The 24,551-nt window shown below is 71.4% G+C and carries 21 protein-coding genes; 15 read left to right on the top strand and 6 right to left on the bottom strand.

Annotated elements, in window-relative coordinates; all coding sequences use genetic code 11:
* The first annotated feature begins 1 nt into the window (after position 1).
* The 8 genes from DFH01_RS07090 to DFH01_RS07125 are packed head-to-tail and all read left to right on the top strand — an operon-like array spanning position 2 to position 7,132.
* Positions 2–418 carry an MnhB domain-containing protein gene (locus DFH01_RS07090; protein ID WP_109869623.1) on the top strand — a complete coding sequence of 139 codons (417 nt, stop codon included), beginning with the start codon at positions 2–4 and terminating at the stop codon, positions 416–418.
* 4 nt (positions 419–422) lie between these two features.
* On the top strand, positions 423–866 hold the full coding sequence (locus DFH01_RS07095) for an NADH-quinone oxidoreductase subunit K (protein WP_109869624.1): 444 nt from the start codon (positions 423–425) through the stop codon (positions 864–866).
* Positions 866–2,404, top strand: a complete 1,539-nt coding sequence (locus DFH01_RS07100) for a Na+/H+ antiporter subunit D (RefSeq protein ID WP_109869625.1) — start codon at positions 866–868, stop codon at positions 2,402–2,404. The genes DFH01_RS07095 and DFH01_RS07100 overlap by 1 nt, the downstream gene beginning before the upstream one ends.
* Positions 2,401–2,727 carry a Na+/H+ antiporter subunit E gene (locus DFH01_RS07105; protein WP_109869626.1) on the top strand — a complete coding sequence of 109 codons (327 nt, stop codon included), beginning with the start codon at positions 2,401–2,403 and terminating at the stop codon, positions 2,725–2,727. Before DFH01_RS07100 ends, DFH01_RS07105 begins: the two co-directional genes overlap by 4 nt.
* The gene (locus tag DFH01_RS07110; protein ID WP_109869627.1) at positions 2,724–3,020 is read left to right on the top strand and encodes an MrpF/PhaF family protein; all 297 of its coding nucleotides are present in this window, start codon (positions 2,724–2,726) and stop codon (positions 3,018–3,020) included. The genes DFH01_RS07105 and DFH01_RS07110 overlap by 4 nt, the downstream gene beginning before the upstream one ends.
* On the top strand, positions 3,017–4,330 hold the full coding sequence (locus DFH01_RS07115) for a cation:proton antiporter (RefSeq protein WP_109869628.1): 1,314 nt from the start codon (positions 3,017–3,019) through the stop codon (positions 4,328–4,330). The genes DFH01_RS07110 and DFH01_RS07115 overlap by 4 nt, the downstream gene beginning before the upstream one ends.
* A gap of 52 nt (positions 4,331–4,382) precedes the next feature.
* Positions 4,383–5,813, top strand: coding sequence for a sensor histidine kinase (locus DFH01_RS07120; RefSeq protein WP_158287645.1), 1,431 nt, complete (start codon positions 4,383–4,385; stop codon positions 5,811–5,813).
* A complete protein-coding gene (locus DFH01_RS07125; protein WP_109869630.1) occupies positions 5,810–7,132 on the top strand; it encodes a sigma-54-dependent transcriptional regulator in 1,323 nt (440 codons plus the stop codon). The genes DFH01_RS07120 and DFH01_RS07125 overlap by 4 nt, the downstream gene beginning before the upstream one ends.
* Positions 7,133–7,191: 59 nt before the next feature.
* On the opposite strand, the gene hemC is transcribed toward DFH01_RS07125, so the two are convergent.
* The 6 genes from hemC to DFH01_RS07155 all read right to left on the bottom strand — a co-directional run bounded on the left by hemC (position 7,192) and on the right by DFH01_RS07155 (position 14,173).
* Positions 7,192–8,220 carry a hydroxymethylbilane synthase gene (gene hemC / locus DFH01_RS07130; protein ID WP_109869631.1) on the bottom strand — a complete coding sequence of 343 codons (1,029 nt, stop codon included), beginning with the start codon at positions 8,218–8,220 and terminating at the stop codon, positions 7,192–7,194.
* Between the two features lie 31 nt (positions 8,221–8,251).
* Positions 8,252–9,454, bottom strand: coding sequence for a geranylgeranyl diphosphate reductase (locus DFH01_RS07135; RefSeq protein ID WP_109869632.1), 1,203 nt, complete (start codon positions 9,452–9,454; stop codon positions 8,252–8,254).
* A 13-nt stretch (positions 9,455–9,467) separates the two neighbouring features.
* Complete coding sequence (locus DFH01_RS07140) at positions 9,468–10,790, bottom strand: BCD family MFS transporter (RefSeq protein WP_109869633.1); 1,323 nt, start codon at positions 10,788–10,790, stop codon at positions 9,468–9,470.
* Entirely contained in the window at positions 10,787–11,692 is a 906-nt protein-coding gene (gene chlG, locus DFH01_RS07145) for a chlorophyll synthase ChlG (RefSeq protein ID WP_109869634.1), read from the bottom strand. Before chlG ends, DFH01_RS07140 begins: the two co-directional genes overlap by 4 nt.
* 7 nt (positions 11,693–11,699) lie before the next feature.
* Positions 11,700–13,130 (bottom strand): transcriptional regulator PpsR, encoded by a 1,431-nt coding sequence (gene ppsR, locus DFH01_RS07150; RefSeq protein WP_109869635.1) that lies wholly within the window; start codon positions 13,128–13,130, stop codon positions 11,700–11,702.
* Positions 13,131–13,234: 104 nt separating this feature from the next.
* Positions 13,235–14,173, bottom strand: coding sequence for a cobalamin B12-binding domain-containing protein (locus tag DFH01_RS07155; protein WP_109869636.1), 939 nt, complete (start codon positions 14,171–14,173; stop codon positions 13,235–13,237).
* Between the two features lie 290 nt (positions 14,174–14,463).
* On the opposite strand from DFH01_RS07155, the gene bchF reads away from it, so the two are divergent.
* From bchF to DFH01_RS07190, 7 genes are read left to right on the top strand one after another with little or no spacing between them, the layout of a single operon-like run.
* Complete coding sequence (gene bchF, locus DFH01_RS07160; protein WP_233255995.1) at positions 14,464–15,018, top strand: 2-vinyl bacteriochlorophyllide hydratase; 555 nt, start codon at positions 14,464–14,466, stop codon at positions 15,016–15,018.
* Positions 15,015–16,298: a ferredoxin:protochlorophyllide reductase (ATP-dependent) subunit N gene (locus DFH01_RS07165; RefSeq protein ID WP_109869638.1), complete on the top strand. Its 1,284-nt coding sequence runs from the start codon at positions 15,015–15,017 to the stop codon at positions 16,296–16,298. Before bchF ends, DFH01_RS07165 begins: the two co-directional genes overlap by 4 nt.
* A 2-nt stretch (positions 16,299–16,300) precedes the next feature.
* Positions 16,301–17,884 carry a ferredoxin:protochlorophyllide reductase (ATP-dependent) subunit B gene (gene bchB, locus DFH01_RS07170; RefSeq protein WP_109869639.1) on the top strand — a complete coding sequence of 528 codons (1,584 nt, stop codon included), beginning with the start codon at positions 16,301–16,303 and terminating at the stop codon, positions 17,882–17,884.
* Positions 17,859–21,497: a magnesium chelatase subunit H gene (locus tag DFH01_RS07175; protein WP_109869640.1), complete on the top strand. Its 3,639-nt coding sequence runs from the start codon at positions 17,859–17,861 to the stop codon at positions 21,495–21,497. Before bchB ends, DFH01_RS07175 begins: the two co-directional genes overlap by 26 nt.
* Positions 21,498–21,505: 8 nt before the next feature.
* A complete protein-coding gene (gene bchL, locus DFH01_RS07180; RefSeq protein ID WP_199231145.1) occupies positions 21,506–22,405 on the top strand; it encodes a ferredoxin:protochlorophyllide reductase (ATP-dependent) iron-sulfur ATP-binding protein in 900 nt (299 codons plus the stop codon).
* The gene (gene bchM, locus DFH01_RS07185; protein WP_109869642.1) at positions 22,405–23,106 is read left to right on the top strand and encodes a magnesium protoporphyrin IX methyltransferase; all 702 of its coding nucleotides are present in this window, start codon (positions 22,405–22,407) and stop codon (positions 23,104–23,106) included. Before bchL ends, bchM begins: the two co-directional genes overlap by 1 nt.
* Positions 23,103–24,548: a PucC family protein gene (locus DFH01_RS07190; RefSeq protein WP_109869643.1), complete on the top strand. Its 1,446-nt coding sequence runs from the start codon at positions 23,103–23,105 to the stop codon at positions 24,546–24,548. The genes bchM and DFH01_RS07190 overlap by 4 nt, the downstream gene beginning before the upstream one ends.
* Positions 24,549–24,551: the final 3 nt, after the last annotated feature.

Genomic DNA, 24,551 nt, shown 5'->3' on the forward strand with positions numbered 1-24,551 from the left:
CATGGACGCATCGTTGATCCTCCGCGTCTCCGCGCCGCTGCTGCTCTGGGTGCCGGCAATCGTCTCGCTCTACCTGCTGATCCGCGGCCACAACGAGCCGGGCGGCGGCTTCGTGGGCGGGCTTGTGGCTTCGGCAGGGCTCGTCTTCTTCGTCATCTCGCGCGGGCGGCAGGCGGCGCTGCGCGTCATGCGCGTGCCGCCGGCCGGCTGGTGCGGCATCGGCCTGCTGCTCGCGGCGGGCAGCGGCCTGCTGGCCTGGATCGATCCCGCCGCGGGCTACCTGACGCATCGCTGGTGGTTCCCGGACGTCGGCTTCAAGGTGCCGCTCGGCACCGCGCTGCTCTTCGATGTCGGCGTGTACCTCACCGTGATCGGCACGATCACGGCGATGGTCTTCGCCCTGGTGGACGAGGACTGAGCCGATGGAAATCGCCCTTCCCCTCGCCATTGGCGTGCTCGTCGCCGCGGCCGCCTATCTGCTGATGGCGCGCGACCTGCCGCGCGGGCTGCTCGGCTTCGTGCTGCTCGGCACCGCCGCCAACCTGACCATCTTCGCCGCCGGCCGCATCGGCACGATGACGCCGCCGCTCGTTGCACCCGGTGCGCAGGCGCTGGAGGCCGGGGCGGCCAACCCGCTGCCGCAGGCGCTGGTGCTGACCGCCATCGTCATCGGCTTCGGCCTCGCTTCCTTCGCGCTGGTGCTGCTGCGTCGCGCCCATGCCGAATTCGGCAGCGTGATGTCCGAGGACATGCAGGAAGCCGAGCCGCCCCTCGCCGCCGCGCCGCCCGCCGAGCCGGCGCCGACGCCCCCGCCCGCGCGCCCGCGACCTGTGCCGGCCCCCGCCGCGCTGCGGGAGGTTGTGTGATGCGCCAGATCCTTCTCGTCGCGCCGATCCTGATCCCGCTTGCCGCCTGTGCGATCACCGCGCTGCTGTGGCAGCGGCCGGAGGTGCAGCGTCGCATCGGCGTCGCCGCCGCCGCGCTGCTGTTCCTCTCCACCCTCGCCCTGCTGGCGGAGGTGGTGACGGGCGGCATGGTCGTCGGGCAGATGGGCAACTGGCCGGCGCCCTTCGGCATCACGCTGGTCGTGGATCCGCTCTCCGCCGCCATGCTGGTGATCACCGGGCTGATGGCCCTGGCAGTGGCCGTATACGCCATGGGCCCGGGCGCGGCGGAGCGCGACCGCGCCGGCTTCCAGCCGCTGTTCCACGCGCTGGTCATGGGTGTGGCGGGCGCCTTCTCCACCGGCGATCTGTTCAACCTCTATGTCTGGTTCGAGGTGATGCTCATCGCCTCCTTCGGCCTGCTCGTGCTGGACCGCACGCGCGAGCAGCTGGATGGCGGGCTGCGCTACGTGATGCTGAACCTGGTCGGCACCACCTTCTTCCTGCTGGCGGTCGGGCTGGTCTACGGGCTGACCGGCACGCTGAACCTGGCGGACCTCGCGCGCGTCGCGCCGCAGGTGGAGAACCAGGGCGCGCTGGCCGCGGCAGCGGTGCTGCTGCTGATCTCCTTCGGCGCCAAGGCCGCGGTCTTCCCGCTGTTCAACTGGCTGCCCGCCGCCTACCACACCGCGTCCATGCCGGTGGCGGCGATCTTCGCCGCGCTGCTGACGAAGGTCGGCGTCTACGCGATCATCCGCGTCTTCACGCTGGTCTTCGCGCATGACCAGGCGCTGTTCGGCCCGATCATCGGCGTGGTCGCGATGCTGACGATGGTGGTCGGCGTACTCGGCGCCGCGGCGCATTACGACGTGCGGCGCATCCTGAGTTTCCACATCATCAGCCAGATCGGCTATATGCTGGTCGGCGTCGCGCTGATGACGCCGCTCGCGCTCGCCGGCGCGGTGCTCTACATCGTCCACCACATCGTGGTGAAGGCGAACCTGTTCCTGGTCGCCGGCGCGATGCAGAAGGTCGGCGGCTCCTTCGCGCTGGCGAAGCTCGGCGGGCTCTGGGCCACGCGCCCGCTGCTCGGCCTGATGTTCCTGATCCCCGCGCTCTCGCTCGCCGGCATCCCGCCGCTCTCCGGCTTCTGGGGCAAGCTCGTCGTCATCCGCTCCGGCTTCGAGGCGGAGGCCTGGCTGCTCGCCTCCGTCGCGCTCGCGGTCGGACTGCTGACGCTCTACTCCATGGTGAAGATCTGGAACGAGGCCTTCTGGAAGGCCGCGCCGGCCGAGGCCGCTGCGCACCAGCCGGCGCCGGGCGAGTGGGGCCGCATGCAGCGCTTCGCCACCTTCGCGCCTATCGTCGCGCTCTGCGCCGTCACGCTGACGATCGGCCTCTGGACCGAGCCCTTCGCCGCCTTTTCGCTCGCCGCGGCCGAGGCGCTGCTGGACCGCGAGGCCTATATCGCCGCGGTGCTCGGCACCGCGCCGGTCCAGCTTGCGGAGGCCGTGCGATGAGACGCGCCTTCGCCTGGCTGCGTGTGGCGGCCACCTTCGTCGTGGAGCTCGCCAAATCCACCTGGGCGACGATCCGCGCCGTGCTGGGCCCGACCGAGCGGCTGCGCCCGGCGATCCTGGCGGTGCCGCTCGATGTCCGATCGCCGGCGGGGACCGTGCTCTTCGCCGACATGGTCACGCTGACGCCCGGCACCACCAGCCTCGACGTCTCGCCGGATGGACGCACGCTCTACGTCCATGTGCTGCACGCGCCCGACCATGCGGAGGCGATCGACGGCATGAAATCCACCCTCGAGGCCCGCGCGCGGGAGGTGCTGCCATGAGCGAGCTCGTCATCCTGGCGGCCAAGGCGGCTGCGCTGATCGTGGCGCTCGGCCTGGTGCCGGTGGCGTGGCGCCTGATCACCGGCCCGTCCTCGGCGGATCGCGCGATCGCGACCGACATGCTCGGCCTGATCGGCGTGTGCCTCGCCGCGCTGACCGCGCTGGTTGCGGGCCATGCCGCCTTCCTCGACATCGCGCTCGGGATCGCGCTGGTCGGCTTCCTCGCCGCAGTCGCCTTCGCGCGCCTGCTCGAGCGCGCCAGCGTGAAGCCCGCGACGGAGCCCGCGGAATGAGCGACCTCATCGAGATCCTCGCCGCCTTCCTGCTGATCGCCGGCGCGTCCGTCGTGGCGCTTGCGGCGCTCGGCGTCGCGCGCCTGCCGGATCCGTTCAGCCGAATGCATGCGGCGGCGAAAGCGGGCGTGGGCGGGGCGGGGCTGCTGCTGCTCGGCGCCGGCCTCGCGCTCGGCACGCCGGGCGCGATCCTGACCGCGATCGCCGCCGTCGCCTTCCTCGTGCTGACCGCGCCCATCGCCTCCCACGCGCTGGGCCGTGCCGCCTATGTCGCCGGCGCGCCGCTTGGCGCCGCCTCGGTCGCCGACGCGCTCGCCGGCGTTCTCGACCGCGGCGTCTTCGACATCGACCCCGCCCGCACGGCGCGGCGTCGCCCCCTCCCGCGTGACCTCCTGCCGAAGGACAACGCCATGACCGCGATCCCGGAGTTCCGCCGGGCGGCCGATCCGGCCAGCCGCGGCGCGCCCGCCGCCGATGCCGCGGCGATCCGCCGCATCCTCTGCTGCCTCGTCGGCGGCGCCGCCCAGCGCGAGGCCACCGAGGCCGCGCTGGAGATGGCGCGCGGCACCGGCGCGCAGCTCACCGGCCTCTCCGGCGCGGGGCTGGAGCCGCGCGCCTGGCGCGGCCCGCTGCCGGTCGGCGGCGCCTTCTGGTCCAGCTGGCTCGCTTCCAGCAGCCGCGCCCGCATCCGGCAGAGCTGCGCCGCCGCGCTGGACGAGTTCCAGTCCCTCGCGGCCGGATCGCCGGATCTCGACATCGTCGCCCGCCATGAGGAGACGGAGGCCAGCGCGCTGGCCCGCCTGCTCGCCGGGCAGGACCTGGTGGTGCTGCCCGCCGGCGCCGGCCCGCATGGCGCTGAGGCCGAGCCGGGCATGGAGATCGCGGCCTCTCTCGCGCGGGCGCGCGTCGCGCCGGTGCTGCGCGTGGCGCGGCGGCCGGGGGATGTTCGCGCGGTGCTGCTGCTGGTCGGCAGCTCTCCTGCCTGCGGCGCGCTCGCGGCCGGGCTGCTGCGCACCGGCCTCTGGCAGGGCGCGCCGGTCGCCATCCTGCCGGTCGGCGATGATCGGCCGGGCGTCGCCGAGATGGTGTCCGCTCAGGCGGAACTGCTGCGCGCGCATGGTCGCAAGGTGACCGTGCTCGCCTCGCTCGACCTCGACTTCGAGCAGGAGGAGCTGCGCCGCCTGCTCTCCCGCTACGACGGGGCGGTGATGTCACGTCTGTCGAACCGGCATGGCGGGTTCTTCGACAGCATCCGCAACTGCGCCTTCGAGACCACGGCCGACACGGTGCCCGTCATCCTCTTGCCGTGAGGCGGGGCGGCCGGTAGGGGCGCGGGGAAGCGCGACCCCATATGAGCCGGCGATGACTGCCGACCGCCCACTTCCCGAAGGCGCCTCGCGCCGGCCCGCCATGCTGCCGCCCGCGCTGCGCCTGCCCGCGGCGGCGGGCGCGCTGGTGTTTGCGGTGGCGGTGGGCACCACCCAGGTCGCGCTGCTGGTGACGAACCGGCAGGCCGACCAGCAGCTGGAACAGCTCGGCAAGGTCTATCTGGACGGCATCGCCGCCAGCGTGCGCGCCGGGCTGGAGGCAGGGGACGGCGCCTATGTCGCCGATCGCTTCGCCCGAGCCTTCACCGAGCAGCGCGGCGTCGCGGAGCGCGGCCTCTTTGCCTTCGGGCCGGACGGCACGCTGCTCGCCCGCCATGGCGATCCCGCACTGCCGGAAGCGGTGGCGGCCGGCCTGCCCGAGAATGGCTGGCGGATGGACGAGGAGGCAGGCACCGCCTGGGCCGCGCGGCGCGTGGACGGCGCGGGCCGCATCGTCGCCGCGCTCGACATCGGGCCTTTGCTCGAATCGCGCAGCCGCCTCTCCTGGACCATCGTGCTGGTGGATCTTGCGCTGGCCGGAATCTTCGCCGCGCTGACCTGGCTCGTGCTCGGCCGGGTGGGGCGCCCGCTCCGGGCGCTTGTCGCCGCGCTGTCGGAGGGCGCGCGGCGTGCGCCGGCGCCGCTCTCGGACGTGGTGGTGGCACAGGCCGATGCGCGCAGCGCCGCGGTGCTCCGCGCCTACAATCACATGGTGGACGGCGTGAGGGAGCGCGAGCGGCTGGCCAACGAGCTGGCGGACCGGGAACAGGCCGCGGCGCTCGGGCGGCTTGCGGCCACCGTCGCGCATGAGGTGCGCAACCCGCTCGGCGGGCTGTCCACCGCCGTCTCCACCCTGCGTCGCTTCGGCGACGACCCCACGGTGCGGGAGGAGGCGCTGGGCTTCCTCGACCGCGGCATCGGCGCCCTGGACCGCATCGTGACGAGCACGCTGAACCTCTATCGCCCGGAGGACGACCGGCGCCTGACGCGCACCGACCTCGAGGATCTGGCGCAGCTGGTGCGCCCGGCGGCGGCGCGTGGCGGCGTCGGGCTCGATGTCGCGCTGGACCTGCCGGGGGGCGAGATCGGCGTCGGCGCCGGCGGCGTGCGACAGGTGCTGCTGAACCTGCTGCTGAACGCCTGCGAGGCGACGCCGCGCGGCGGCGCGGTCGGGTTCCGCGCATGGCTCGAAGCGGACGCGCTGGCCTGCGAGATCGCCGATGCTGGCCCGGGCCTCGGCGCCGCGGAAGCCGCGCGGCTGGCCGGGCAGGGGGAGGCGCCGCAGGGCTCGCGCCGGCTTGGCCTCGGCGTGGTGGTCGGGCTGCTCGGCAACCTCGATGCGCGGGCCTCGGTCGCGGAGCGGCCGGGCGGCGGCACGCTGATCCGGCTCTCCATTCCCCTGACATCGGCGGGCGCCCCGGCATGAGCACGCCGAAAGTGGTGCTGGTCGTGGAGGACGACCCGGTTCTTGGCCCCGCTTTGGTGCAGCGGCTTCGACTGGAAGGTTATCGGCCGCGCCTTGCCGAGACAGGCGCGGCGGCGCTGCGGGAGGCGGCGGCGCTGGCGCCCGATGCGGTGCTCAGCGACATCCGCCTGCCGGACATGTCGGGCGAGGAGGTATATCGCCGCCTGCTGGCGGAATACGGCGCCCTGCCCGCCTTCTTCATGACCGCCTTCGGCGAGGTGGCGCAGGCCGTGCGCCTGGTTCGCGCCGGCGCGCGCGATTACCTGACGAAGCCCGTGGACGTGGACCGGCTGATGGTCGCGCTGCGCGCGGCGCTGGCGGCCGATCCGCAACCCGAGGCAGACGCGCCGCCGCTTGGCGTCTCGCCCGCCATGCGCACCGTTGAGGCGACGCTGCGCAAGGCGGCGCGGGTGGATGTGCCGGTGGTGCTGACCGGCGAGACGGGTGTCGGCAAGGAAGTGGCGGCGCGCTTCCTGCACGCCGCCTCGCCGCGTGCGGCGCAACCCTTCGTCGCGGTGAACTGCGCCGCCATCCCGGCGGAACTGGCGGAGAGCACGCTGTTCGGCCATGAGCGCGGCGCCTTCACCGGCGCGGTCGCGCGCAATGTCGGGCTGGTGGAGCGCGCGGGCGCGGGCACGCTGTTGCTGGACGAGGTGGCGGAACTCGCGCCCGACCTGCAGGCCAAGCTGCTGCGCCTGGTGCAGGAGCGCAGCTTCCTGCCGGTGGGCGCCGCCGCGGAGCGGCCCTTCGCCGCCCGGATCGTCTGCGCCACCCATGCCGACCTGGCGGAGCGCGTGCGCGCCGGCGCCTTTCGCGAGGACCTGTTCTTCCGCCTCAATGTGATCGGGGTGGCGGTGCCGCCGCTGCGGCGCCGGCCGGAGGATGTTCCCCTGCTCGCCGCGCGCCTTCTGGCGGATGCGGTGGCCCGCTTCGGCCTCGGCCCGCGCCGGCTGCCGTCGGCGGCCATGGCGGCGCTGGCCGAGCATGACTGGCCCGGCAACATCCGTGAGCTGCGCAACCGGATCGAGCGCGCCGTCGCGCTGGCCGAGGGCGAGGAGCTCAAGGCTGCCGACCTCTTTCCCGAGGCGGCGCTGGAGCCGCCGCCCGCTGCCACGCCCGCGACGTTGGACACGGCATTGGGCGATGCCGCGCGCGCCGCGATCCGCGACGCGCTGCGCCGTTCCGGCGGCAGCCGCGCCGGCGCCGCGCAGCTGCTCGGCATCTCCCGCACCACGCTTTGGAAGCGAATGCGGGAACTGGGCCTCGGCGAGGAGGGCTGAGCCCGTTATCTGAGCGACTGATTCACCGCTTCGGCGACTCTGCCTTCGCGGATCAGGCGCTACCCGAAAATGTCGGCGGGCGAGTCCGCGCGCAGGCTGTCGCCGAGCTCGCGGCCGAGCCGCGCGGCGTCGGCCGCGGCGCCGCACATCCGCCGTTTCAACAGGAAGGAGCCATCGGCGCGCGCGACGAGGCCGGTCAGTTCCACGTTGCCATCCGCCTGCAGACGCGCATGACCGCCGATCGGCGTGCGGCAGGAGCCGTCGAGCTCCGAGAGCAGCGCGCGTTCCGCACGGCTGGCGACCGCTGCCTCGGCATCCTCGATGATCGAGAGCAGCTCCCGCAGCTCGGCGTCGTCGGCCCGCACCGTCACGCCGACGATGCCCTGGCAGGCGGCGGGCACCATGACCTCGGGATCCAGCACGCTGCCGGCCTCATGCGCCATCTCAAGCCGCCGCAGCCCGGCGAGCGCGAGCAGCGAAGCCTGCGGCCCGCCCTCGCCGCGCACCTTGGCCAGGCGCGATCCGACATTGCCGCGGATCATCTCCACCTGCAGGTCGGGGCGCGCATGCAGCAGCTGGCTCTGCCGGCGGACGGAGGCGGTGCCGACCAGCGCGCCGCGCGGCAGGCAGGCGAAGGGATCCCCGGCGTCCGGCGCGTGGCATTCGGGACCGAGCACGATGGCATCGCGCGGATCCTCGCGCCGCAGCGTGCAGGCCAGCACGATGCCGGGCGGCAGCTCCGTCTCCAGGTCCTTAAGGCTGTGGACCGCGAAGTCGATGCGGCCATCCGTCAGCGCCTCGTGGATCTCCTTCGCGAACAGCCCCTTGCCGCCGATATCCGCCAGGCGCTTGTCCTGGATCTTGTCGCCGGAGGTCGCGATCACATGCTCCTCGAAGGCGTTGACCTCGCGCAGCAACGGGCAGACGCGCTGGATCAGGCCGAGGAAGTGCCGCGTCTGCCACAGCGCGAGCGGCGAGCCGCGTGTGCCAACGCGCAGCGGCAGCGCCCGCGTCGTGCCGTGGCGATGCGGGGAGCCGCCGCCCGTGGCGCGGGCGTCGAGGGCGGCATCGAGCGAAGAGAGGCGCATCAGTCAGTCACTCCAGCGGGTCGCGCGCGGCTCATGCGCGGGCGAACCCGAACAGGTGGGCCAGATCCTTGAAGAAGATCCGCACATGCGCCAGCGGATCGCGGCGCACGAGCTCCTTGTTCATGTAGCTCTGCCAGGTCAGGCGCTGGACGTCCTTGTCCTCGCAGATCTTGACGAACTTCTCGCGGCGCTTGTCCGACGAGTACCAGAAATACTGCATGATCCCGAGGATCCAGAAGACGCGCCCGTGCTGCTTCATGAAGCGCTTGCGCGCCAGGCCGAGCGCGGCCGGATTGCCGGAGGCGCAGAACGCCTCAGCCGCCTCCGCGGCAAGCCGCCCGCCGAGCATCGCGTAGTAGATGCCCTCGCCGGAGGCCGGCGCGACCACGCCGGCGGCATCGCCGGCCAGCAGCACGTCCCGTCCGTTGTCCCATTTCTTCAGCGGCTTCAGCGGGATGGGCGCGCCTTCGTGGCGGATGGTGCGCAGCTTGTCGAAGCCGGTCGCGCGCCGCAGGTCAGCGACGGCGCCGCGCAGCGCAAAACCCTTGTGCATGGAGCCGGTGCCGATGCTCACCTTCTCCCCATGCGGGAAGATCCAGGCGTAGAAGTCGGGCGAGAGCTTGCCCTGGTAGTACACGTCGCAGCGGTCGGCGTCGTATTTTGTGACCTCGCCCTGCCGCGGCGCCTCGACGATCTCGTGATAGGCGAAGACGCACTTCACCTTGTCGGCGCCCGGCACGGCCTGCTTGCCGACCTGGCTGCGTGCGCCATCGGCGCCGATGACGAGGCGTGCCCGCACACGCGTAAGCGGCGCGGAGTCGGGCGAACCCTTCTCCCGGTACTCCACAACGGCCACGCCGTCGGGATCGCGCGCGAGGGTCTCAAAGCTTCCGGTCGCCCGTGTCGCGCCCGCCTCCGCCGCGCGAACCCGGAGAAACTCGTCGAAATCCTCGCGGTCCACCATGCCGACATAGCCGCCGGTGTCGATCGGCATGTCCACTTCCTTGTCGGCGGGCGAGACCATCCGCGCCGAGGTGATCCGCGCCACCAGCAGATGTGCCGGGATGTCGAAGTCGCGGATCAGCCGTGGCGGGATCGCGCCGCCGCAAGGCTTGATGCGCCCTGCCTTGTCCAGCAGCAGCACGCTGCGGCCATTGCGGGCCAGGTCATACGCGGCCGTCGCGCCGGAAGGCCCGCCCCCCACCACCACGACATCGAAGGTCTCGTCCTGCATCCTTCGTCTGCTCCTAGGGTGAGGCCGGTGCGGCCTGGGCGAAGTCGTCGCGGCGCATTGCCACGTCCTGGCCGATGCGCAGCGCCAGCAGCGCCGCGGCGAGGAACAGCGCGGCGTCTGCCAGGAAGACCACGCTGAAACCCCCGGCGATGCTGCCCGTGGCGAGGCGCCCGAGATCCAGCACCACCGTGCCGAGGAAGCCGCCGAGGCCGAAGGCGATCGCCTGCGCCGCGCCGAACATGCCCATGCGCACGCCTTCGCGTCCGCGTCGGCCCTGCGCCACGAGCTGCATCATCGCGGCGATAGCGGCGGCGGCGAACAGGCCGTTGGCCACGCCCAGCGCGAAGAAGGCGAGCCGCAGCGGGAAGGCGCCGCCGCGCACGCCGGCGAAAGCGAGGGTCAGCAGCACGCAGCAGGCGACCACGCAGCCGCCCAGGATCCAGCCCCGCAGCATCCGGATGCCGCCTTTCGCAAGGCTGCCCAGGATCGCGATGGCGATCATGCCGGCCAGCACGCCGCCATGCTGCACCGAGGACAGCCGCGTGGACTCGCCGAGCGTCATGCCGAAGACCGCGCCGGCGAAGGGCTCCAGGATCAGGTCCTGCGCGCTGTAGGCCAGCATCGAGACGAAGACGAAGAGGGTGAAGTGCCGCGCCGCGGGCTCCGACCAGACTTCCGCGAGTGCCGTGCGGAAGGCGGTTGGTGCCGCGCGCTCCGTCCGCGCGGCCTGGCCGCGCCCCTCGATGCCCGCCACGGCGAGGATGCTGACGAAGAAGGCGATGACGGAGACCGCCGCCGTCACCGTGATGAGCCGTTCCGCCGTGTAGGGATCGAGCAGGCGACCGGTGGTCGCCGTCGTCACGACGAAGCCGGCGATCATCATGATCCACACGATCGAGGCCGCCGCCGGCTTGCGCGCCGGCGCCACGCGCGACGCCAGCAGCACCAGCAGCGACGTGCCCGCCGCGCCGACGCCGAGCCCGACCAGCAGGAAGCCCAGCACCGCAAGCAGGATGCCCGGCACCAGCGCCGTGCCCATCCAGGCCGTCGCCGCCGCGGCCACAACGCCGCCCAGTCCGAGCACCGCCATACCGCCGATGATCCAGGGCGTGCGCCGGCCGCCCTGGTCGGAGCCATGCCCGAGCCGCGGCCGCAGCATCTGCACGGCATAGTGCAGAGCGACCAGCGCGCCCGGCAGCATGGCCGGCAGCGCGTGCTCCACCACCATCACCCGGTTCAGCGCCGCCGTGGTCAGCACCACCACGGCACCGAGCGAGGTCTGCACCAGGCCGAGGCGCAGGATGCCGAGCCAGCCGAGGGGTGCTTGCGTCGTCATGGCGCCAGCGCCACCGAGCAGGTCATCATGCCGGTCACGAACAGCGTGACGCCCGCGCCGTTGTACCAGGGCGCCAGGCCACGCGGATCGGTCAGCCACTTGCGCATCGAGAGACCCTGCAGCGCCAGCACCACCGTGACGATCCCGGCCGCGATCGGATGACCCCAGGCCAGCAGCAGCGCGACCACCAGCATCTGCGGCACCGCCATGATCCAGCAGGCGGCCAGCGCCGCGCGTTCCGGCCCCAGCATCACCGGCAGCGACCGCAGCCCGAAGCGCCGATCGCCCTCGATGGACTTGAAGTCGTTGATCGTCATGATGCCATGCGCCGCAAGGCCATAGAGCACAGCAACCGCCACCACGCGGGGATCGGGCGCCATGCCGGACAGCACCGCGGCACCGGTGATCCAGGGCAGTGACTCGTAGCTCAGCCCGCAGGCCAGCGGCCCCCAGATGCCGCTGCGCTTCAGCCGCAGCGGTGGCGCGCTGTAGATCCAGGCAAGGATGCAGGCCAGTACCGTCGCCCCGAATCCCCAGGGCCCGAGCAGCGCGCCCACCACGAGCGACACGCAAGTCCAGCCGATCGCGACATAGAGGCCCCAACGACCCGGCATGCGGCCCGAGGGGATCGGCCGATGCGGCTCGTTCACCGCGTCTACATGCCGGTCGAACCAGTCGTTCACCGCCTGGCTCATGCCGCAGACCAGCGGTCCCGCGAGCAGCACTCCGAGCATCGCCAGCGGCCAGCGCTCCGCCAGCGAGGCGCCGGAGGCGACGACGCCGCAGGCGAAGGCGAACATCGGCGGGAACCAGGTGACCGGCTTCAGCAGCTCCAGCACCACGGCCGGCGAGGGCCGCGTGCGGGGCGTGGTGGTGCCGGAAATCCCTGCCTCGCCGGACATGGCGTCCTCAGCCCTCCACATGGTCGTCGGGGCCGAGATCGCCGAGGCCGTAGCGCCGCAGCTTCACATAGAGGCTCTGCCGGCTGAGCCCGAGCATCTCCGCGGCCGAGGCCCGGTTGTCGCCCGTCAGGTCCAGCGCCGCCTCGATGCATAGGCGCTCGATCGCATCGGTCGCCTCCCGCACCAGATCCTTGAGCGGAACGCGGCCGATCAGCTCGGTCAGTTGCTCGACCGAGCGCGTCGCGCCGTTGGCCGTGCGCGGCGCCGGCTTCGTGCGCGGCCCGATGTCGCGCACCAGGAAACCGTAGGAGGGCTCGCCGCCATGCTGGACGGCGACGGCGGAAACCTCGACCTCGGTCATCGCGCCGAGGTCGCCGCGCAAGGTGGTGGTGAAGAGCCGGACGGAGCCGCGGCTGCGGAGCGTGGCGAGCAGGACGTCGAGCTCGACCCCCTGGCGCCCCATCCAGCGTTCGAGGGACATGCCGCGCGCCTGGTCCTCGGCGCCGATCTGCACCATGTCGAGGAAGGCGGCATTGGCGCTGATGATGCGGGCATCCTGGTCGGTGACGACGAAGGCGTCGGGGGCGCCGTCGATCACCTTCAGCAGCCGCGCGCCAAGCCCCGTCTCTTCTTCGGATGCGCCCGCGGCGGCGTCCGTCTCGAGCCGTACGAGGAACAGGATGCTGCCTTCCTGGCGGAAGGTCGCGGCGGACACCGTGACGTCCGGCCCTTCCTCGAACAGCTTCGCGCGCATGTCGTCCGCCCGGCCTGCATTGCGCAGCGTCGTCAGCAGCGATTGCAGGGATGCGCGGTCCGACATGGCGAACAGCTCGGGCAGCGGGCGGCCGGTGAGCCGGCGCGTGGCGCCCGCAAACAGCCGCTGCGCGGACGGGTTCGCCTCCAGCACCCTGAGCGACTCCGAATCCAGCACGAGCAGCGGATCCACCGACATCTGGAACAGCAGCCGATAGCGCGTCTCGGCCTGGCGCAGGCGGGAATAGTCGCGCTCCAGCGACTGCTGCACCTCGACCAGGCGCTGCTGCAGCTGCGAGAGCGGGCGCAGGTCCCGCCCGAACACGACGCGGCGCCCGGCGCGCCCGAGCGGGGCGACCGAGCAGAGGATCGGCACCGTGGCGCCTTCCGCGAGCACGTGGTTCACGTGGCGCCAGCGCGGCGCGTCCTGCGGCGGAGCAGGATCCAGCAGCGCCTCGACCTTGCCGCGGCTGTCGCGGCTGACCGTGTCGATCCATGCGCGCCCGAGCCAGGAGCCGCCATTCCCGAGGTCGCTCGCCAGCTCGTCGCTGCCGAAGCCGACATCGCGGATGGCGCCAGCCTCATCAAGCACGAGCGCAACGTCCGCCGAGGCGACGACCAGCCCCGACACCGCTTCGGCGTCGAGGTGTCCGACCGACGTCTTGGGGGCTTTGAACGCCTTCACACCGCATCCCGTCCTTCATGCCGGGGGACCCCTCTGCAATCCGTCCTCCTGGTCGCCAATCCGAAAAGAAACCAGCACGATCAAAATCCAGGCGCCTCGACGCCTCATGTCTCCTGTGTGAGCAGGGCCAGCAACGTCTCCGCCTTCAGCACCGCCTGCTGCCCGTCCGTCGCCGTGGCGTCCGCACCGACCAGCGCCGCCAGCTCGGGCCGCTCCGCGAAAGGCAGGCCGCCGACCATGACGCCGAGGCCCGGGTTGCGCGTCGCACGCCGGATGTCGTGGATCAGCGCCGCAAGGGCCTCGACCCTGCTGTCGCAGGTGAGCGAGAAGCCCACCATGCTGAACCACTGCTTGCGCGTGGTCGCCACGATCTCCCGTGCGGATGCGCCGGTGCCGCTGATCACCTCCCAGCCCTGCCGGCGGAAGAACTCGCCGACGATGAGAAGGCCGAGGCTGTGCTGCTCGCCCGGAACCGGCGCCAGCAGGATGCGCCGCACGCCACCATGGCGGCCGCGGCGTGGCTCGAAGGCGTGACTGTTCTCCAGCACCAGCTGCTGCAGGCAGCACAGGCCGACGGTGACGCTGGTGAAGTCGCAGCGGTCCTCCGACCACATCTCGCCAAGCCGGCGGGCCGTGGGTGCCAGGAGTTCGAGATAGATCCGCGGCAGCGAAACGTCGCGCGCGCGCAACCGGCCGACGAAGGCCGCAGCGGCGGCGAGCTCACCCGTCATCGCGATGCGGGCGAGTTCTTCGACTTCCTCGGCCGTGGGGCCTGGGCCGGCTTCGTGGCCGGCGGTGTCCGGTCCGACATTCCGCGCCAGGACGAGCCGGGGAATGACTTCCGCCTCCAGCGCCTTTGCGAGCCAGGCGACATGCCGCCGCTCCGCGCCTTCGCCTGCCGGGCGCAGGCCTGTCTCGGATGCGGACGCCAGCGCCACGGGCGACGCGGGGGAGAACCCCGACGTCACCACGGACATGGATTGGCCCCCGCTCTCGGTCATCTCCACCAGTGGCTCTCCAGCAGCCATGGGTTTCGAGGTCATCGCCCTCTCCCGCTGATGACTGTCACGATCGCGGCTCGGAATGTCAATCCCGATTTACGTCAATGAAGCTTGACACCTGCGACGCTGTGTCTCTAGCCTTCCTCTACGAAGCGCGACGTGGGGAGAAACATGCGGAAGTGCCCTGCCCAAGATGCCGAAAGTGGGCGGCCTTTCGAACCGAGCTTCCGCAGCCTGCCGTTCCTGGCGGTAGGCAGACCCGCGCGACGCACAGCGGACCGCCATTGACCGAGGGTTGTCAAGCAATGCTTACAACTACCCGCCTCCGCGGCGTGATCGACGCCCTTGACAGCGCCCCCTGGGGTGCCGCCTCGGGCCGCCGTTGCCCGCGGACGGGCCAGCCGCAGCCGGCCCTCTACACGGCGGAGGAGCGTCGCCGCCGCGACGCCTCTCCCTGGACCATGGTGCAGGGCGTCCTGGCCCCACTGCAATTCGCCGTCTTCCTCGTCAGCCTGGGCCTCGTGCTGCGCTACCTCGCCACCGGCGACGGCCTGGCCACCGCCACCGGCTCGGTCGTGGTGAAGACGCTGGTGCTCTACACGATCATGATCACCGGCTGCATCTGGGAGAAGGAGGTGTTCGGCCGCTGGCTGTTCGCCCCGGCCTTCTTCTGGGAAGACGTGTTCAGCATGCTCGTGCTGGCGCTGCACACGGCCTATCTCGTGGCCGTCTTCGCCGGCATCGGCGACGGGCAGGGCCAGATGCTGCTCGCCCTTGCCGCCTACGCCGCCTATGTCGTCAATGCCGTGCAGTTCGTGCTGAAGCTGCGCGCCGCCCGACGGCAGGAAGCGCGCATGCCGTCGCTCGACGGGATGCAGGCCACATGAGCCTCGCCGCGGCTGAGCCCGCTGCCGTCGCCGGTTGCGTCACGCGCCCGGTGCTGCGAGAGCGGGGACAGCACGAGGTCTTCTGCGGCCTCACCGGCATCGTCTGGCTGCACCGCAAGATCCAGGACGCCTTCTTCCTGGTCGTCGGCAGCCGCACCTGCGCCCATCTGCTGCAATCCGCCGCCGGCGTCATGATCTTCGCCGAGCCGCGCTTCGCCACCGCCATCATCGACGAGCGCGACCTGGCGGGCCTTGCCGACTGCAATGACGAGCTCGACCGCGTCGTCGCGCGGCTGATCGAGCGGCGGCCCGACATCCGCATGCTGTTCCTCGTCGGCTCCTGCCCGTCGGAGGTGATCAAGCTCGATCTCTCCCGCGCCGCGCAGCGCCTGTCGCGCCGCTTCATGCCGAAGGTCCGGGTGCTGAGCTATTCGGGCAGCGGCATCGAGACCACCTTCACCCAGGGCGAGGACGCCTGCCTCGCCTCCCTCGTGCCGGAAATGCCGGCCGAGCCCGGCACCGCGCGCTCCCTGCTGGTCGTGGGTGCGCTGGCCGAGGTGGTGGAGGATCAGATGATCCGCCACTTCGCCGCCCTCGGCGTCGGGCCCGTGCGCTTCCTGCCGGGCCGCCGCGCGGCGGAACTGCCCGCCATCGGCCCCGGGACGCGGATCCTGCTCGCGCAGCCCTTCCTTGGCGACACGCTGCGGGCGCTGGAGTCGCGCGGCGCGAAGCGCATCGCGGCCCCGTTCCCGCTGGGCGTCGAAGGCACCAGCGCCTGGCTGCGCGCCGCGGCCGTGGAGTGGGGCTGCCCGGAGGCCCGCATCGCGGAGGCGCTGGCCGCCGGCGAGGCGCGCGGCCGAGCCGCCCTTGCCCGCCACCGGGAGGCGCTGGCCGGCAAAAGCATCTTCTTCTTCCCGGACAGCCAGCTGGAGATCCCGCTGGCCCGCTTCCTGTCGCGTGAGCTGGGCATGCAGCTCACCGAGGTCGGCACGCCCTATCTGCATCGCGAGATCATGGCCGAGGAGGTCGCACTGCTGCCCGACTCCGTCCGCCTCTCCGAGGGCCAGGACGTGGACCGGCAGCTGGATCGTTGCCGCGCGGCGGCGCCGGATCTGACCGTCTGCGGCCTCGGCCTCGCCAACCCGCTGGAAGCCGAGGGCATGGCCACCAAGTGGTCCATCGAGCTCGTCTTCACGCCGATCCAGGGCTACGAGCAGGCAGGCGACCTCGCCGGCCTGTTCGCGCGCCCGCTCGATCGCCGCGCCAGGCTGGAGCTGTAGCCATGCAGCTCGCCGTCTGGACCTATGAAGGTCCGCCCCATGTCGGCGCAATGCGCATCGCCACCGCGATGCGCGACGTGCACTACGTGCTGCACGCGCCGCAGGGCGACACCTATGCCGACCTGCTCTTCACGATGATCGAGCGGCGCGCTGCGCGCCCGCCCGTCACCTACACCACCTTCCAGGCGCGCGACCTCGGCGGCGACACGGCGGAGCTGTTCAAGACCGCGGTGCGCGACGCCTATGAGCGTTTCAGGCCGCAGGCCATGCTGGTCGGCGCCTCCTGCACGGCGGAACTGATCCAGGACGATCCCGGCGGCCTTGCGAAGACGCTCGGCCTGCCCATCCCGGTCGTGCCCCTGGAGCTGCCTTCCTACCAGCGGAAGGAGAACTGGGGCGCGGCCGAGACCTTCTACCAGCTCGTCCGCGCCATGGCCGGCCCGCATGCGCCGCCGCCCGGGACGAAGCGCTTGCCCGGCCGGCGCTGCAACATCCTCGGACCGACCGCGCTCGGGTTCCGCCACCGCGACGACATCGCCGAAGTGCGGCGCCTGCTGGAAGCGATGGGCGTCGAAGTCTGCGTCGTGGCGCCGCTCGGTGCCACGCCCGCGGATCTCGCGCGGCTCGGCGAGGCCGATTTCAACGTGGTGCTGTATCCCGAGATCGCGGGCCAGGCCGCCTCCTGGCTCAAGCGCAGCTTCGGCCAGCCCTGCACGACGACGGTGCCGATCGGCGTCGGCGCGACGCGCCGCTTCTGCGCGGAAGTGGCGGCGCTGGCCGGCCTTCCGGCACCCTCGGACGACGTGGCGCTTCGCATGCCCTGGTACTCGCGCTCGGTGGACAGCACCTATCTGACCGGCAAGCGCGTCTTCATCTTCGGTGATGCGACGCATGCCATCGCCGCCGCCCAGGTCGCCGCCAAGGAGCTGGCCTTCGAGGTGGTCGGCCTCGGTACCTACAGCCGCGAATTCGGCCGCGAAGTGCGGGAAGCAGCGAAGGCCCACGGCATCGAGGCGTTGGTCACAGACGACTACCTGGATGTGGAGGCGGCAATCGCCGCCGCGCAGCCGGAGCTCGTGCTCGGCACGCAGATGGAGCGCCATGTCGCCAAGCGGCTCGGCATCCCCTGCGCGGTGATCTCGGCGCCGGTGCATGTGCAGGATTTCCCGGCGCGGCACTCGCCGCAGATGGGCATCGAGGGTGCGAACGTCCTGTTCGACACCTGGGTGCATCCCCTGATGATGGGCCTCGAGGAGCATCTGCTGACGATGTTCCGCGACGACTTCGAATTCCATGACGGCGCGGCCCCTTCGCATCTCGGTGCGAAGGCGTCCGGGCCGGCCGAGCTGGGCAACGGGAGGGCGCCCGCCGCGCCGTCCGTGCCCGCGCCCGCGGCGGTGACTCCCCACGCCGTCGCGGGCGACCCTATCAGCTGGGGCGCGGAAGCCGAGCAGGAGCTGAAGAAGATCCCGTTCTTCGTGCGGGGAAAGGCCCGCCGGAACACCGAGCGCTTCGCCGCGGAACGCGGCATCGGCGTGATCACGCTCGAGACGCTGTACGATGCCAAAGCCCATTTCGCGCGCTGAGGTCCCGGTGGTCCGCGTGGCGATCGTCACGATGGACAGCCACCTCGCGGGCGCGATGCTGCAGGCGCGCGGCGACCTGGCGCGCGAGATGCCGGGGCTGCAGCTGGTCGTGCATGCGGCGGACCGCTGGTCCGGCGACCCGGGGGCTCTGGTCGCCTGCCACGAGGACATCGCACAGGCGGACATCGTGATCGCGGCGATGCTGTTTCTCGAGGAGCATATCGCGGCGGTGCTGCCGGCCCTCGCCGCGCGCCGCAACGCCTGCGACGCGATGGTGTGCATGCTCTCGGCCGGCGAAGTGATGAAGCTCACGCGACTCGGGCGGTTCGACATGGGCGCCGAGGCCACGGGCGTGATGGGGCTGCTCAAGAAGCTGCGTGGGGCGAAGAAGGGCGGCGGCTCTTCGGGCCAGGGACAGATGCGGATGCTGCGCGAGCTGCCGCGGCTGCTGCGCTTCATCCCGGGCACGGCGCAGGATGTCAGGGCCTACTTCCTGGCCCTGCAGTATTGGCTTGCGGGCAGTCGCGCGAACCTCGCCAACATGGTCCGCCTTCTCGTGAACCGCTACGCGACGGGTCCCCGGAAGGCGCTGGCCGGCACGCTGAAGGTGGCCCCGCCGGAGCACTACCCCGAGGTCGGCCTTTATCACCCCGCAGGCGCCGTGCGCGTGGCGGAGAGGCTCGAGCAGCTGCCGGCTATGGCCGGCGCCACCGGCACCGTGGGCCTGCTCATCATGCGCAGCTACGTCCTTGCGGGAAACGCCGCGCATTACGACGGCGTGATCGCCGCGCTGGAAGCACGCGGCCTGCGAGTGATCCCCGCCTTCGCCTCCGGCCTCGACAACCGTCCCGCCGTCGAGCGCTTCTTCATGAAGGATGGCGTTCCGACGGTGGACGCCGTGGTCTCGCTCACCGGCTTCTCGCTGGTTGGCGGACCGGCCTACAACGACAGCCACGCCGCGGAGGAACTGCTCGCGCGGCTCGACGTGCCCTATGTCGCCGCGCATCCCCTGGAATTCCAGACGATGCGCCAATGGCAGGCCGATCCGCGCGGCCTGCTGCCGGTGGAGGCGACGATGATGGTCGCCATCCCCGAGCTCGATGGCGGCATCTGGCCGATGACCTATGGCGGGCGCTGCGGTGCCGATGCGCAGGGCAAGACCTGCCCGGGCTGCGACGGCGTTTCCTGCCAGCGCGACATGCGCGCCCATCCCGAGCGGGCGGATCGCCTGGCGGATCGGGTCGCGCGCCTGGTCGCGCTGCGCCGCGCCGAGCGCCGCGAGCGCAAGGTGGCGATGGTGCTGTTCAGCTTCCCGCCGAATGCCGGGAATATCGGCACCGCGGCCTACCTCGGCGTCTTCGAATCGCTGCACAACACGCTGCGCGCGATGGCCGATGCGGGCTATGGCGTGGAGGTGCCGCCGAGCCTGGAGGCGCTGCGCGAGCGCGTGCTGCACGGCAACGCCGCGCAGTTCGGCGCGATCGCCAATGTCGCCGCGCGGATCGGCGCCGACGACCATGTGCGGCGCGAGCGCCACCTGGCCGAGATCGAGAAGCAGTGGGGTCCGTCGCCCGGCCGCGCGCAATCCGATGGGGCGAGCATCCACGTGCTGGGCGCGCAATTCGGCAATGTCTTCGTCGGCATCCAGCCCGGCTTCGGCTGGGAGGGCGACCCGATGCGCCTGCTGTTCGAGCGCGGCTTCGCGCCGACCCACGCCTTCAGCGCCTTCTATCGCTGGATCCGCGAGGATTTCGGCGCCCATGCCGTGCTGCATTTCGGCACCCATGGTGCGCTGGAGTTCATGCCGGGCAAGCAGGCAGGCCTTTCTGCCGAGTGCTGGCCGGACCGGCTGATCGGCGAGCTGCCAAATTTCTACCTCTATGCCTCCAACAACCCTTCCGAGGGGATGCTGGCGAAGCGGCGCGCGGGTGCGGCCCTGATCTCCTACCTGACGCCGCCCGTGGCGAATGCCGGCCTCTATCGCGGCCTGCTCGACCTGAAGGCTTCGCTCGACCGTTGGCGCGGCCTCGACCCGGAATGCGACCCGGCGGCGCGCGATACGCTGGCCGAGCTTGTGCAGGTGCAGGCCGCCGCGGTGGATCTCGCGCCCGCCGAGCCTGCCTGGACGGCGGGCGAACTGGATGGCCGCGTCGTCGCGCTGACGGAAGCGCTGCTGGAACTGGAATACACGCTGATCCCGCACGGGCTGCACGTGATCGGCGGCGTGCTGACGCCGGAGCAGCGTGCGCAGACGCTCGACGCCGCGGGCGTCACCGACGCCGCCGAGCGCGCGCGGCTGGAGTCGCTGCTGGCGACCGACCCCGAACTGCCGGCGATCCTGCACGCGCTGGATGGCGGCTATATCCGCCCCGCGCCGGGTGGCGACCTGCTGCGCAGCACGGCCGTGCTGCCGACGGGGCGCAACCTGCACGGCTTCGATCCCTTCAAGATTCCCTCGGCCTTCGCCGTGCAGGATGGCGCACGCCAGGCCGACCGCCTGCTCGCGCGCCACACCGAAGGCGGAAAGCCGCTGCCGGAGACGGTCGCGATCGTGCTCTGGGGCACCGACAACCTGAAGACCGAGGGCGGCCCGATCGCCCAGGCGCTGTGGCTGATGGGCGCAGAGCCCCGGCATGACAGCTACGGCCGCGTCTCCGGCGCGAAGCTGATCCCGATGGAGAAGCTTGGCCGCCCGCGCATCGACGTGATGGTGACGCTTTCCGGCATCTTCCGCGACCTGCTGCCGCTGCAGACGAAGCTGCTGGCCGAGGCGGCGCTGCTCGCCGCCCAGGCCGATGAGCCGGCCGAACAGAACTACATCCGCAAGCACGCGCTCGACTTCCAGGCGCAGCATGGCGGCGAGATCGAGCAGGCCGCGCTGCGGGTCTTCGGCAATGCCGAGGGCGCCTATGGCGCGAACGTCAACGGCATGATCGACGCCGGTGTCTGGACCGACGAGGACGAACTCGCCGAGACCTATGTCCGCCGCAAGGGCTTCGCCTATGGCGTGGACGGCAAGCCGGCGCGGCAGGACCAGGTGCTGGGCCATCTGCTTGGCAGCGTCGAGGTAACCTATCAGAACCTCGACAGCGTCGAGGTCGGCCTGACCACGATCGACCAGTATTTCGACACGCTCGGCGGCATCAGCCGCGCCGTCCGCCGTGCGCGCAATGGCGCGGAGGCGACCGTCTATGTCGGGGACCAGACGCGCGGCGAGGGCACGATCCGCACCGTGGCGGAGCAGGTGGCGCTGGAGACCCGCACCCGCGCTCTCAATCCGAAGTGGTTCGAGGCGCTGCTCGCGCACGGCTACGAAGGCGTCCGCCAGATCGAGGCGCAGGTGACGAACACCATGGGCTGGTCGGCGACCACCGGTCAGGTCGCGCCCTGGATCTATCAGCAGCTCGCGCAGACCTACATGCTCGACCCCGAGATGCGGGCGCGGCTGGCGAAGCTGAACCCGACCGCCTCGGTGCGCATCGCGAACCGCCTGATCGAGGCGCATGAGCGCAGCTACTGGCAGCCGAGCGAGGACACGATCGAGGCGCTGCGCCGCGCCGGCGAGGAACTCGAGGACCGGCTGGAGGGGATTGCCGTGGAGATGGCTGCATGACCGTGATCATGAGACCGCCGCCGAACTCATCCTCCTCCCGCCTCGGCGACGGCGAGGGCTCGGTGCAGGTTCACGCAGACCCGGCCGCGAAGATCGAGGGCGCGACCGTCTTCGCGATCTACGGCAAGGGCGGCATCGGCAAGTCCACCACCAGTTCCAACCTCTCGGTCGCATTCAGCAAGCTCGGCAAGCGCGTGCTGCAGATCGGCTGCGACCCGAAGCACGACAGCACCTTCACCCTGACCGGGAAGATGATCCCGACGGTGATCGACGTGCTGGATTCCGTCGGCTTCCATGCCGAGGAGCTGCGCGCCGAGGACTTCGTCTTCGAAGGCTACAACGGCGTGCTCTGCATCGAGGCGGGCGGGCCGCCGGCCGGAACCGGCTGCGGCGGCTATGTGGTGGGCCAGACGGTGAAGCTGCTGAAGGAGCATCACCTGCTCGAGGAGACGGACATCGTCATCTTCGACGTCCTTGGCGACGTGGTCTGCGGCGGCTTCGCTGCGCCGCTGCTGCATGCCGATCGCGGCCTGATCGTCGCCGCCAACGACTTCGACAGCATCTTCGCGATGAACCGCATCGTCGCGGCCATCAAGGCGAAGTCGGTGAATTACGGCGTGCGGCTCGGCGGCGTCATCGCCAACCGCTCGCGCGAGACCGACCAGATCGAGAAGTTCAACGCGGTGTCCGGCATGAAGACGCTGGCGCATTTCCCCGATCTCGACGTGATCCGCCGCTCGCGGCTTGCGAAGAAGAGCCTGTTCCAGATGGACGACTCCAATCCGGACGTGAAGGCCGCGCAGGACGAGTATCTGCGGCTCGCCGCCTCGCTCCTCGCCGGCGTCACGCCGCTCGAGGCCGCGCCGCTGAAGGACCGCGAGATCTTCGACCTGCTGGGTTTCGACTGATGCCGACCCTCACCTACGAGACGCGCCGCGGCGAGCTGCACGAATACTTCGACCGGACGGCACTTCGCGCCTGGGAGCGCCTGACCTCGGACGCGCCGGTGTCCGGCATCCGCGCCACTGTGCGTGCCGGCCGCGATGCGATGCGCGCGACGCTGCTCTCCTGGCTGCCGCCGGACCTGACGGGGCGGCGGGTGCTTGATGCCGGGTGCGGCACCGGCGCGCTGGCGATGGAAGCCGCGCGGCGCGGCGCGCATGTGGTTGCGGTCGACATCGCCCCCGGCCTGATCGAAATCGCGCGCCAGCGCAGCGCGGAACTGCGGGAACCCGGCCGTATCGACTTCCTGGCCGGCGACATGACCGACCCGGCGCTCGGCCTCTTCGACCATGTCGTCGCGATGGACAGCCTGATCCACTATCGGCCCGAGGACACGGTGCGTGTGCTGGCCGGCCTGGCGGCGCGAACCACCGGCTCGATCGCCTTCACCTTCGCGCCCCGCACGGCGCTGCTCTCTGCGATGCATGCGGCGGGCCGCTTCTTTCCGCGCGGCGACCGCGCGCCCTCCATCGTGCCGGTCGGCGAGGCGCGCCTGCGCCGGCTGATCGCGCAGGACACTGCATTGGCCGGTTTCGCCCCGGGCCGCCACCGTCGCATCGCCTCCGGCTTCTACACCTCCCATGCCTTGGAGCTGTGCCGCCGATGAACCGCTTCGAGGCCAAGATCGCGAACATCTGGACGAAGGTCGGCAGCGAGCTGCTGCCCTTCGCGGATGTCACCTCCAAGGAGCTGTCCTGGCCGAAGCTGCTGCGCCTTTCGCTGTTCCAGATCTCCTGCGGCATGACGGCTGTGCTGCTGATCGGCACCTTGAACCGCGTGATGATCGTGGAGCTTCAGGTGGCCGCGGGGCTGGTCGCGACCATGCTAGCCCTGCCGCTGGTCTTCGCGCCGCTGCGCGCGCTCATTGGGTTCAAGTCGGACACCCACCGATCCGTGCTGGGATGGCGGCGCGTGCCCTATATCTGGATCGGTACGACCTGGCAGTTCGGCGGGCTGGCCATGATGCCCTTCGCGCTGATCGTGCTCTCGGGCGACACCTGGGCGCCGCCCTGGGCGGGCCAGTTGGCTGCGGCTATCGCCTTCCTCATGGTCGGCGCCGGGATGCACACGGTGCAGACGGTAGGCCTGGCGCTGGCCACCGACCTGGTGCCGGAGAAGGAGCAACCGAACATCGTGGCGCTGCTGTCGCTGATGCTGCTGGTCGGCATGGTGATCTCGGCGCTGCTGTTCGGCCTGCTGCTCGCGGATTTCAGCCAGCTGCGTCTGATCCAGGTGATCCAGGGCTGCGCCGGAGCGACGCTGATCCTGAACCTCGTCGCGATCTGGAAGCAGGAAGCGCGCAACCCGGAACGCACGCAGGGCGCGCAGCAGGGCGATCCCGGTTTCCTCGAAAGCTTCCGGATGCTGCGCGCCAGCGGGCCCTGGGACCGGCGCCTGCTGGCCTCCGGGCTCGGTTTCGCAGGCTTCGCGATGCAGGACGTGCTGCTCGAGCCTTACGGCGGGCAGATCCTCGGGCTCGGCGTCGGCGCCACCACGGGCCTGACGGCGCTGCTTGCAGGTGGCAGCGCGGTCGGCTTCGTGATGGGCGCGCGCTGGCTCTCGCGCGGGGCGGATGCGCATCGGCTCGCCGCCTATGGCGCGCTGACGGGCGCGGCGGCCTTTGCCTTCGTCACGTTGGCGGGCGTGGTCGAGTCGCGCGGGCTCTTCGCGCTCGGCTCGCTCTGCATCGGGCTCGGCGGCGGACTGTTCGCCCATGCGACGTTGACGGCCTGCATGCGCCTGGCCCCGCCGAACCAGATCGGGCTCGCGCTCGGGGTCTGGGGCGCGGTGCAGGCGACCGCCGCCGGCCTTGCGATCGGCGCTGGCGGCGTGGTGCGCGATGCGATCAGCGCGCTGGCCGTCTCCGGTGCGCTTGGCGACGCGATGTCCGGTCCGGGCACCGGCTACTACGCGGTCTACATCTTCGAGATCGGCCTTCTCTTCTTCACCCTGGCCGTGGTCGGCCCGCTCGTGCGCGGCACGGGCGCGCCCCGCACTCGACCGCGACCACAATCAGGATCCGGCATGGCCGGGTCCGCGCACGTCTGACGG

The sequence above is a fragment of the Falsiroseomonas bella genome, assembly GCF_003173615.1.
Taxonomy (GTDB): domain Bacteria; phylum Pseudomonadota; class Alphaproteobacteria; order Acetobacterales; family Acetobacteraceae; genus Falsiroseomonas; species Falsiroseomonas bella.

Excerpts from the sequence above, each read along its gene's own strand:
- DFH01_RS07090 (WP_109869623.1), top strand. The coding sequence starts at position 2 with ATGGACGCATCGTTGATCCTCCGCGTCTCCGCGCCGCTGCTGCTCTGG.
- DFH01_RS07095 (WP_109869624.1), top strand. The coding sequence starts at position 423 with ATGGAAATCGCCCTTCCCCTCGCCATTGGCGTGCTCGTCGCCGCGGCC.
- DFH01_RS07100 (WP_109869625.1), top strand. The coding sequence starts at position 866 with ATGCGCCAGATCCTTCTCGTCGCGCCGATCCTGATCCCGCTTGCCGCC.
- DFH01_RS07105 (WP_109869626.1), top strand. The coding sequence starts at position 2,401 with ATGAGACGCGCCTTCGCCTGGCTGCGTGTGGCGGCCACCTTCGTCGTG.
- DFH01_RS07110 (WP_109869627.1), top strand. The coding sequence starts at position 2,724 with ATGAGCGAGCTCGTCATCCTGGCGGCCAAGGCGGCTGCGCTGATCGTG.
- DFH01_RS07115 (WP_109869628.1), top strand. The coding sequence starts at position 3,017 with ATGAGCGACCTCATCGAGATCCTCGCCGCCTTCCTGCTGATCGCCGGC.
- DFH01_RS07120 (WP_158287645.1), top strand. The coding sequence starts at position 4,383 with ATGACTGCCGACCGCCCACTTCCCGAAGGCGCCTCGCGCCGGCCCGCC.
- DFH01_RS07125 (WP_109869630.1), top strand. The coding sequence starts at position 5,810 with ATGAGCACGCCGAAAGTGGTGCTGGTCGTGGAGGACGACCCGGTTCTT.
- hemC (WP_109869631.1), bottom strand. The coding sequence starts at position 8,220 with ATGCGCCTCTCTTCGCTCGATGCCGCCCTCGACGCCCGCGCCACGGGC.
- DFH01_RS07135 (WP_109869632.1), bottom strand. The coding sequence starts at position 9,454 with ATGCAGGACGAGACCTTCGATGTCGTGGTGGTGGGGGGCGGGCCTTCC.
- DFH01_RS07140 (WP_109869633.1), bottom strand. The coding sequence starts at position 10,790 with ATGACGACGCAAGCACCCCTCGGCTGGCTCGGCATCCTGCGCCTCGGC.
- chlG (WP_109869634.1), bottom strand. The coding sequence starts at position 11,692 with ATGTCCGGCGAGGCAGGGATTTCCGGCACCACCACGCCCCGCACGCGG.
- DFH01_RS07155 (WP_109869636.1), bottom strand. The coding sequence starts at position 14,173 with ATGACCTCGAAACCCATGGCTGCTGGAGAGCCACTGGTGGAGATGACC.
- DFH01_RS07165 (WP_109869638.1), top strand. The coding sequence starts at position 15,015 with ATGAGCCTCGCCGCGGCTGAGCCCGCTGCCGTCGCCGGTTGCGTCACG.
- bchB (WP_109869639.1), top strand. The coding sequence starts at position 16,301 with ATGCAGCTCGCCGTCTGGACCTATGAAGGTCCGCCCCATGTCGGCGCA.
- DFH01_RS07175 (WP_109869640.1), top strand. The coding sequence starts at position 17,859 with ATGCCAAAGCCCATTTCGCGCGCTGAGGTCCCGGTGGTCCGCGTGGCG.
- bchL (WP_199231145.1), top strand. The coding sequence starts at position 21,506 with ATGAGACCGCCGCCGAACTCATCCTCCTCCCGCCTCGGCGACGGCGAG.
- bchM (WP_109869642.1), top strand. The coding sequence starts at position 22,405 with ATGCCGACCCTCACCTACGAGACGCGCCGCGGCGAGCTGCACGAATAC.
- DFH01_RS07190 (WP_109869643.1), top strand. The coding sequence starts at position 23,103 with ATGAACCGCTTCGAGGCCAAGATCGCGAACATCTGGACGAAGGTCGGC.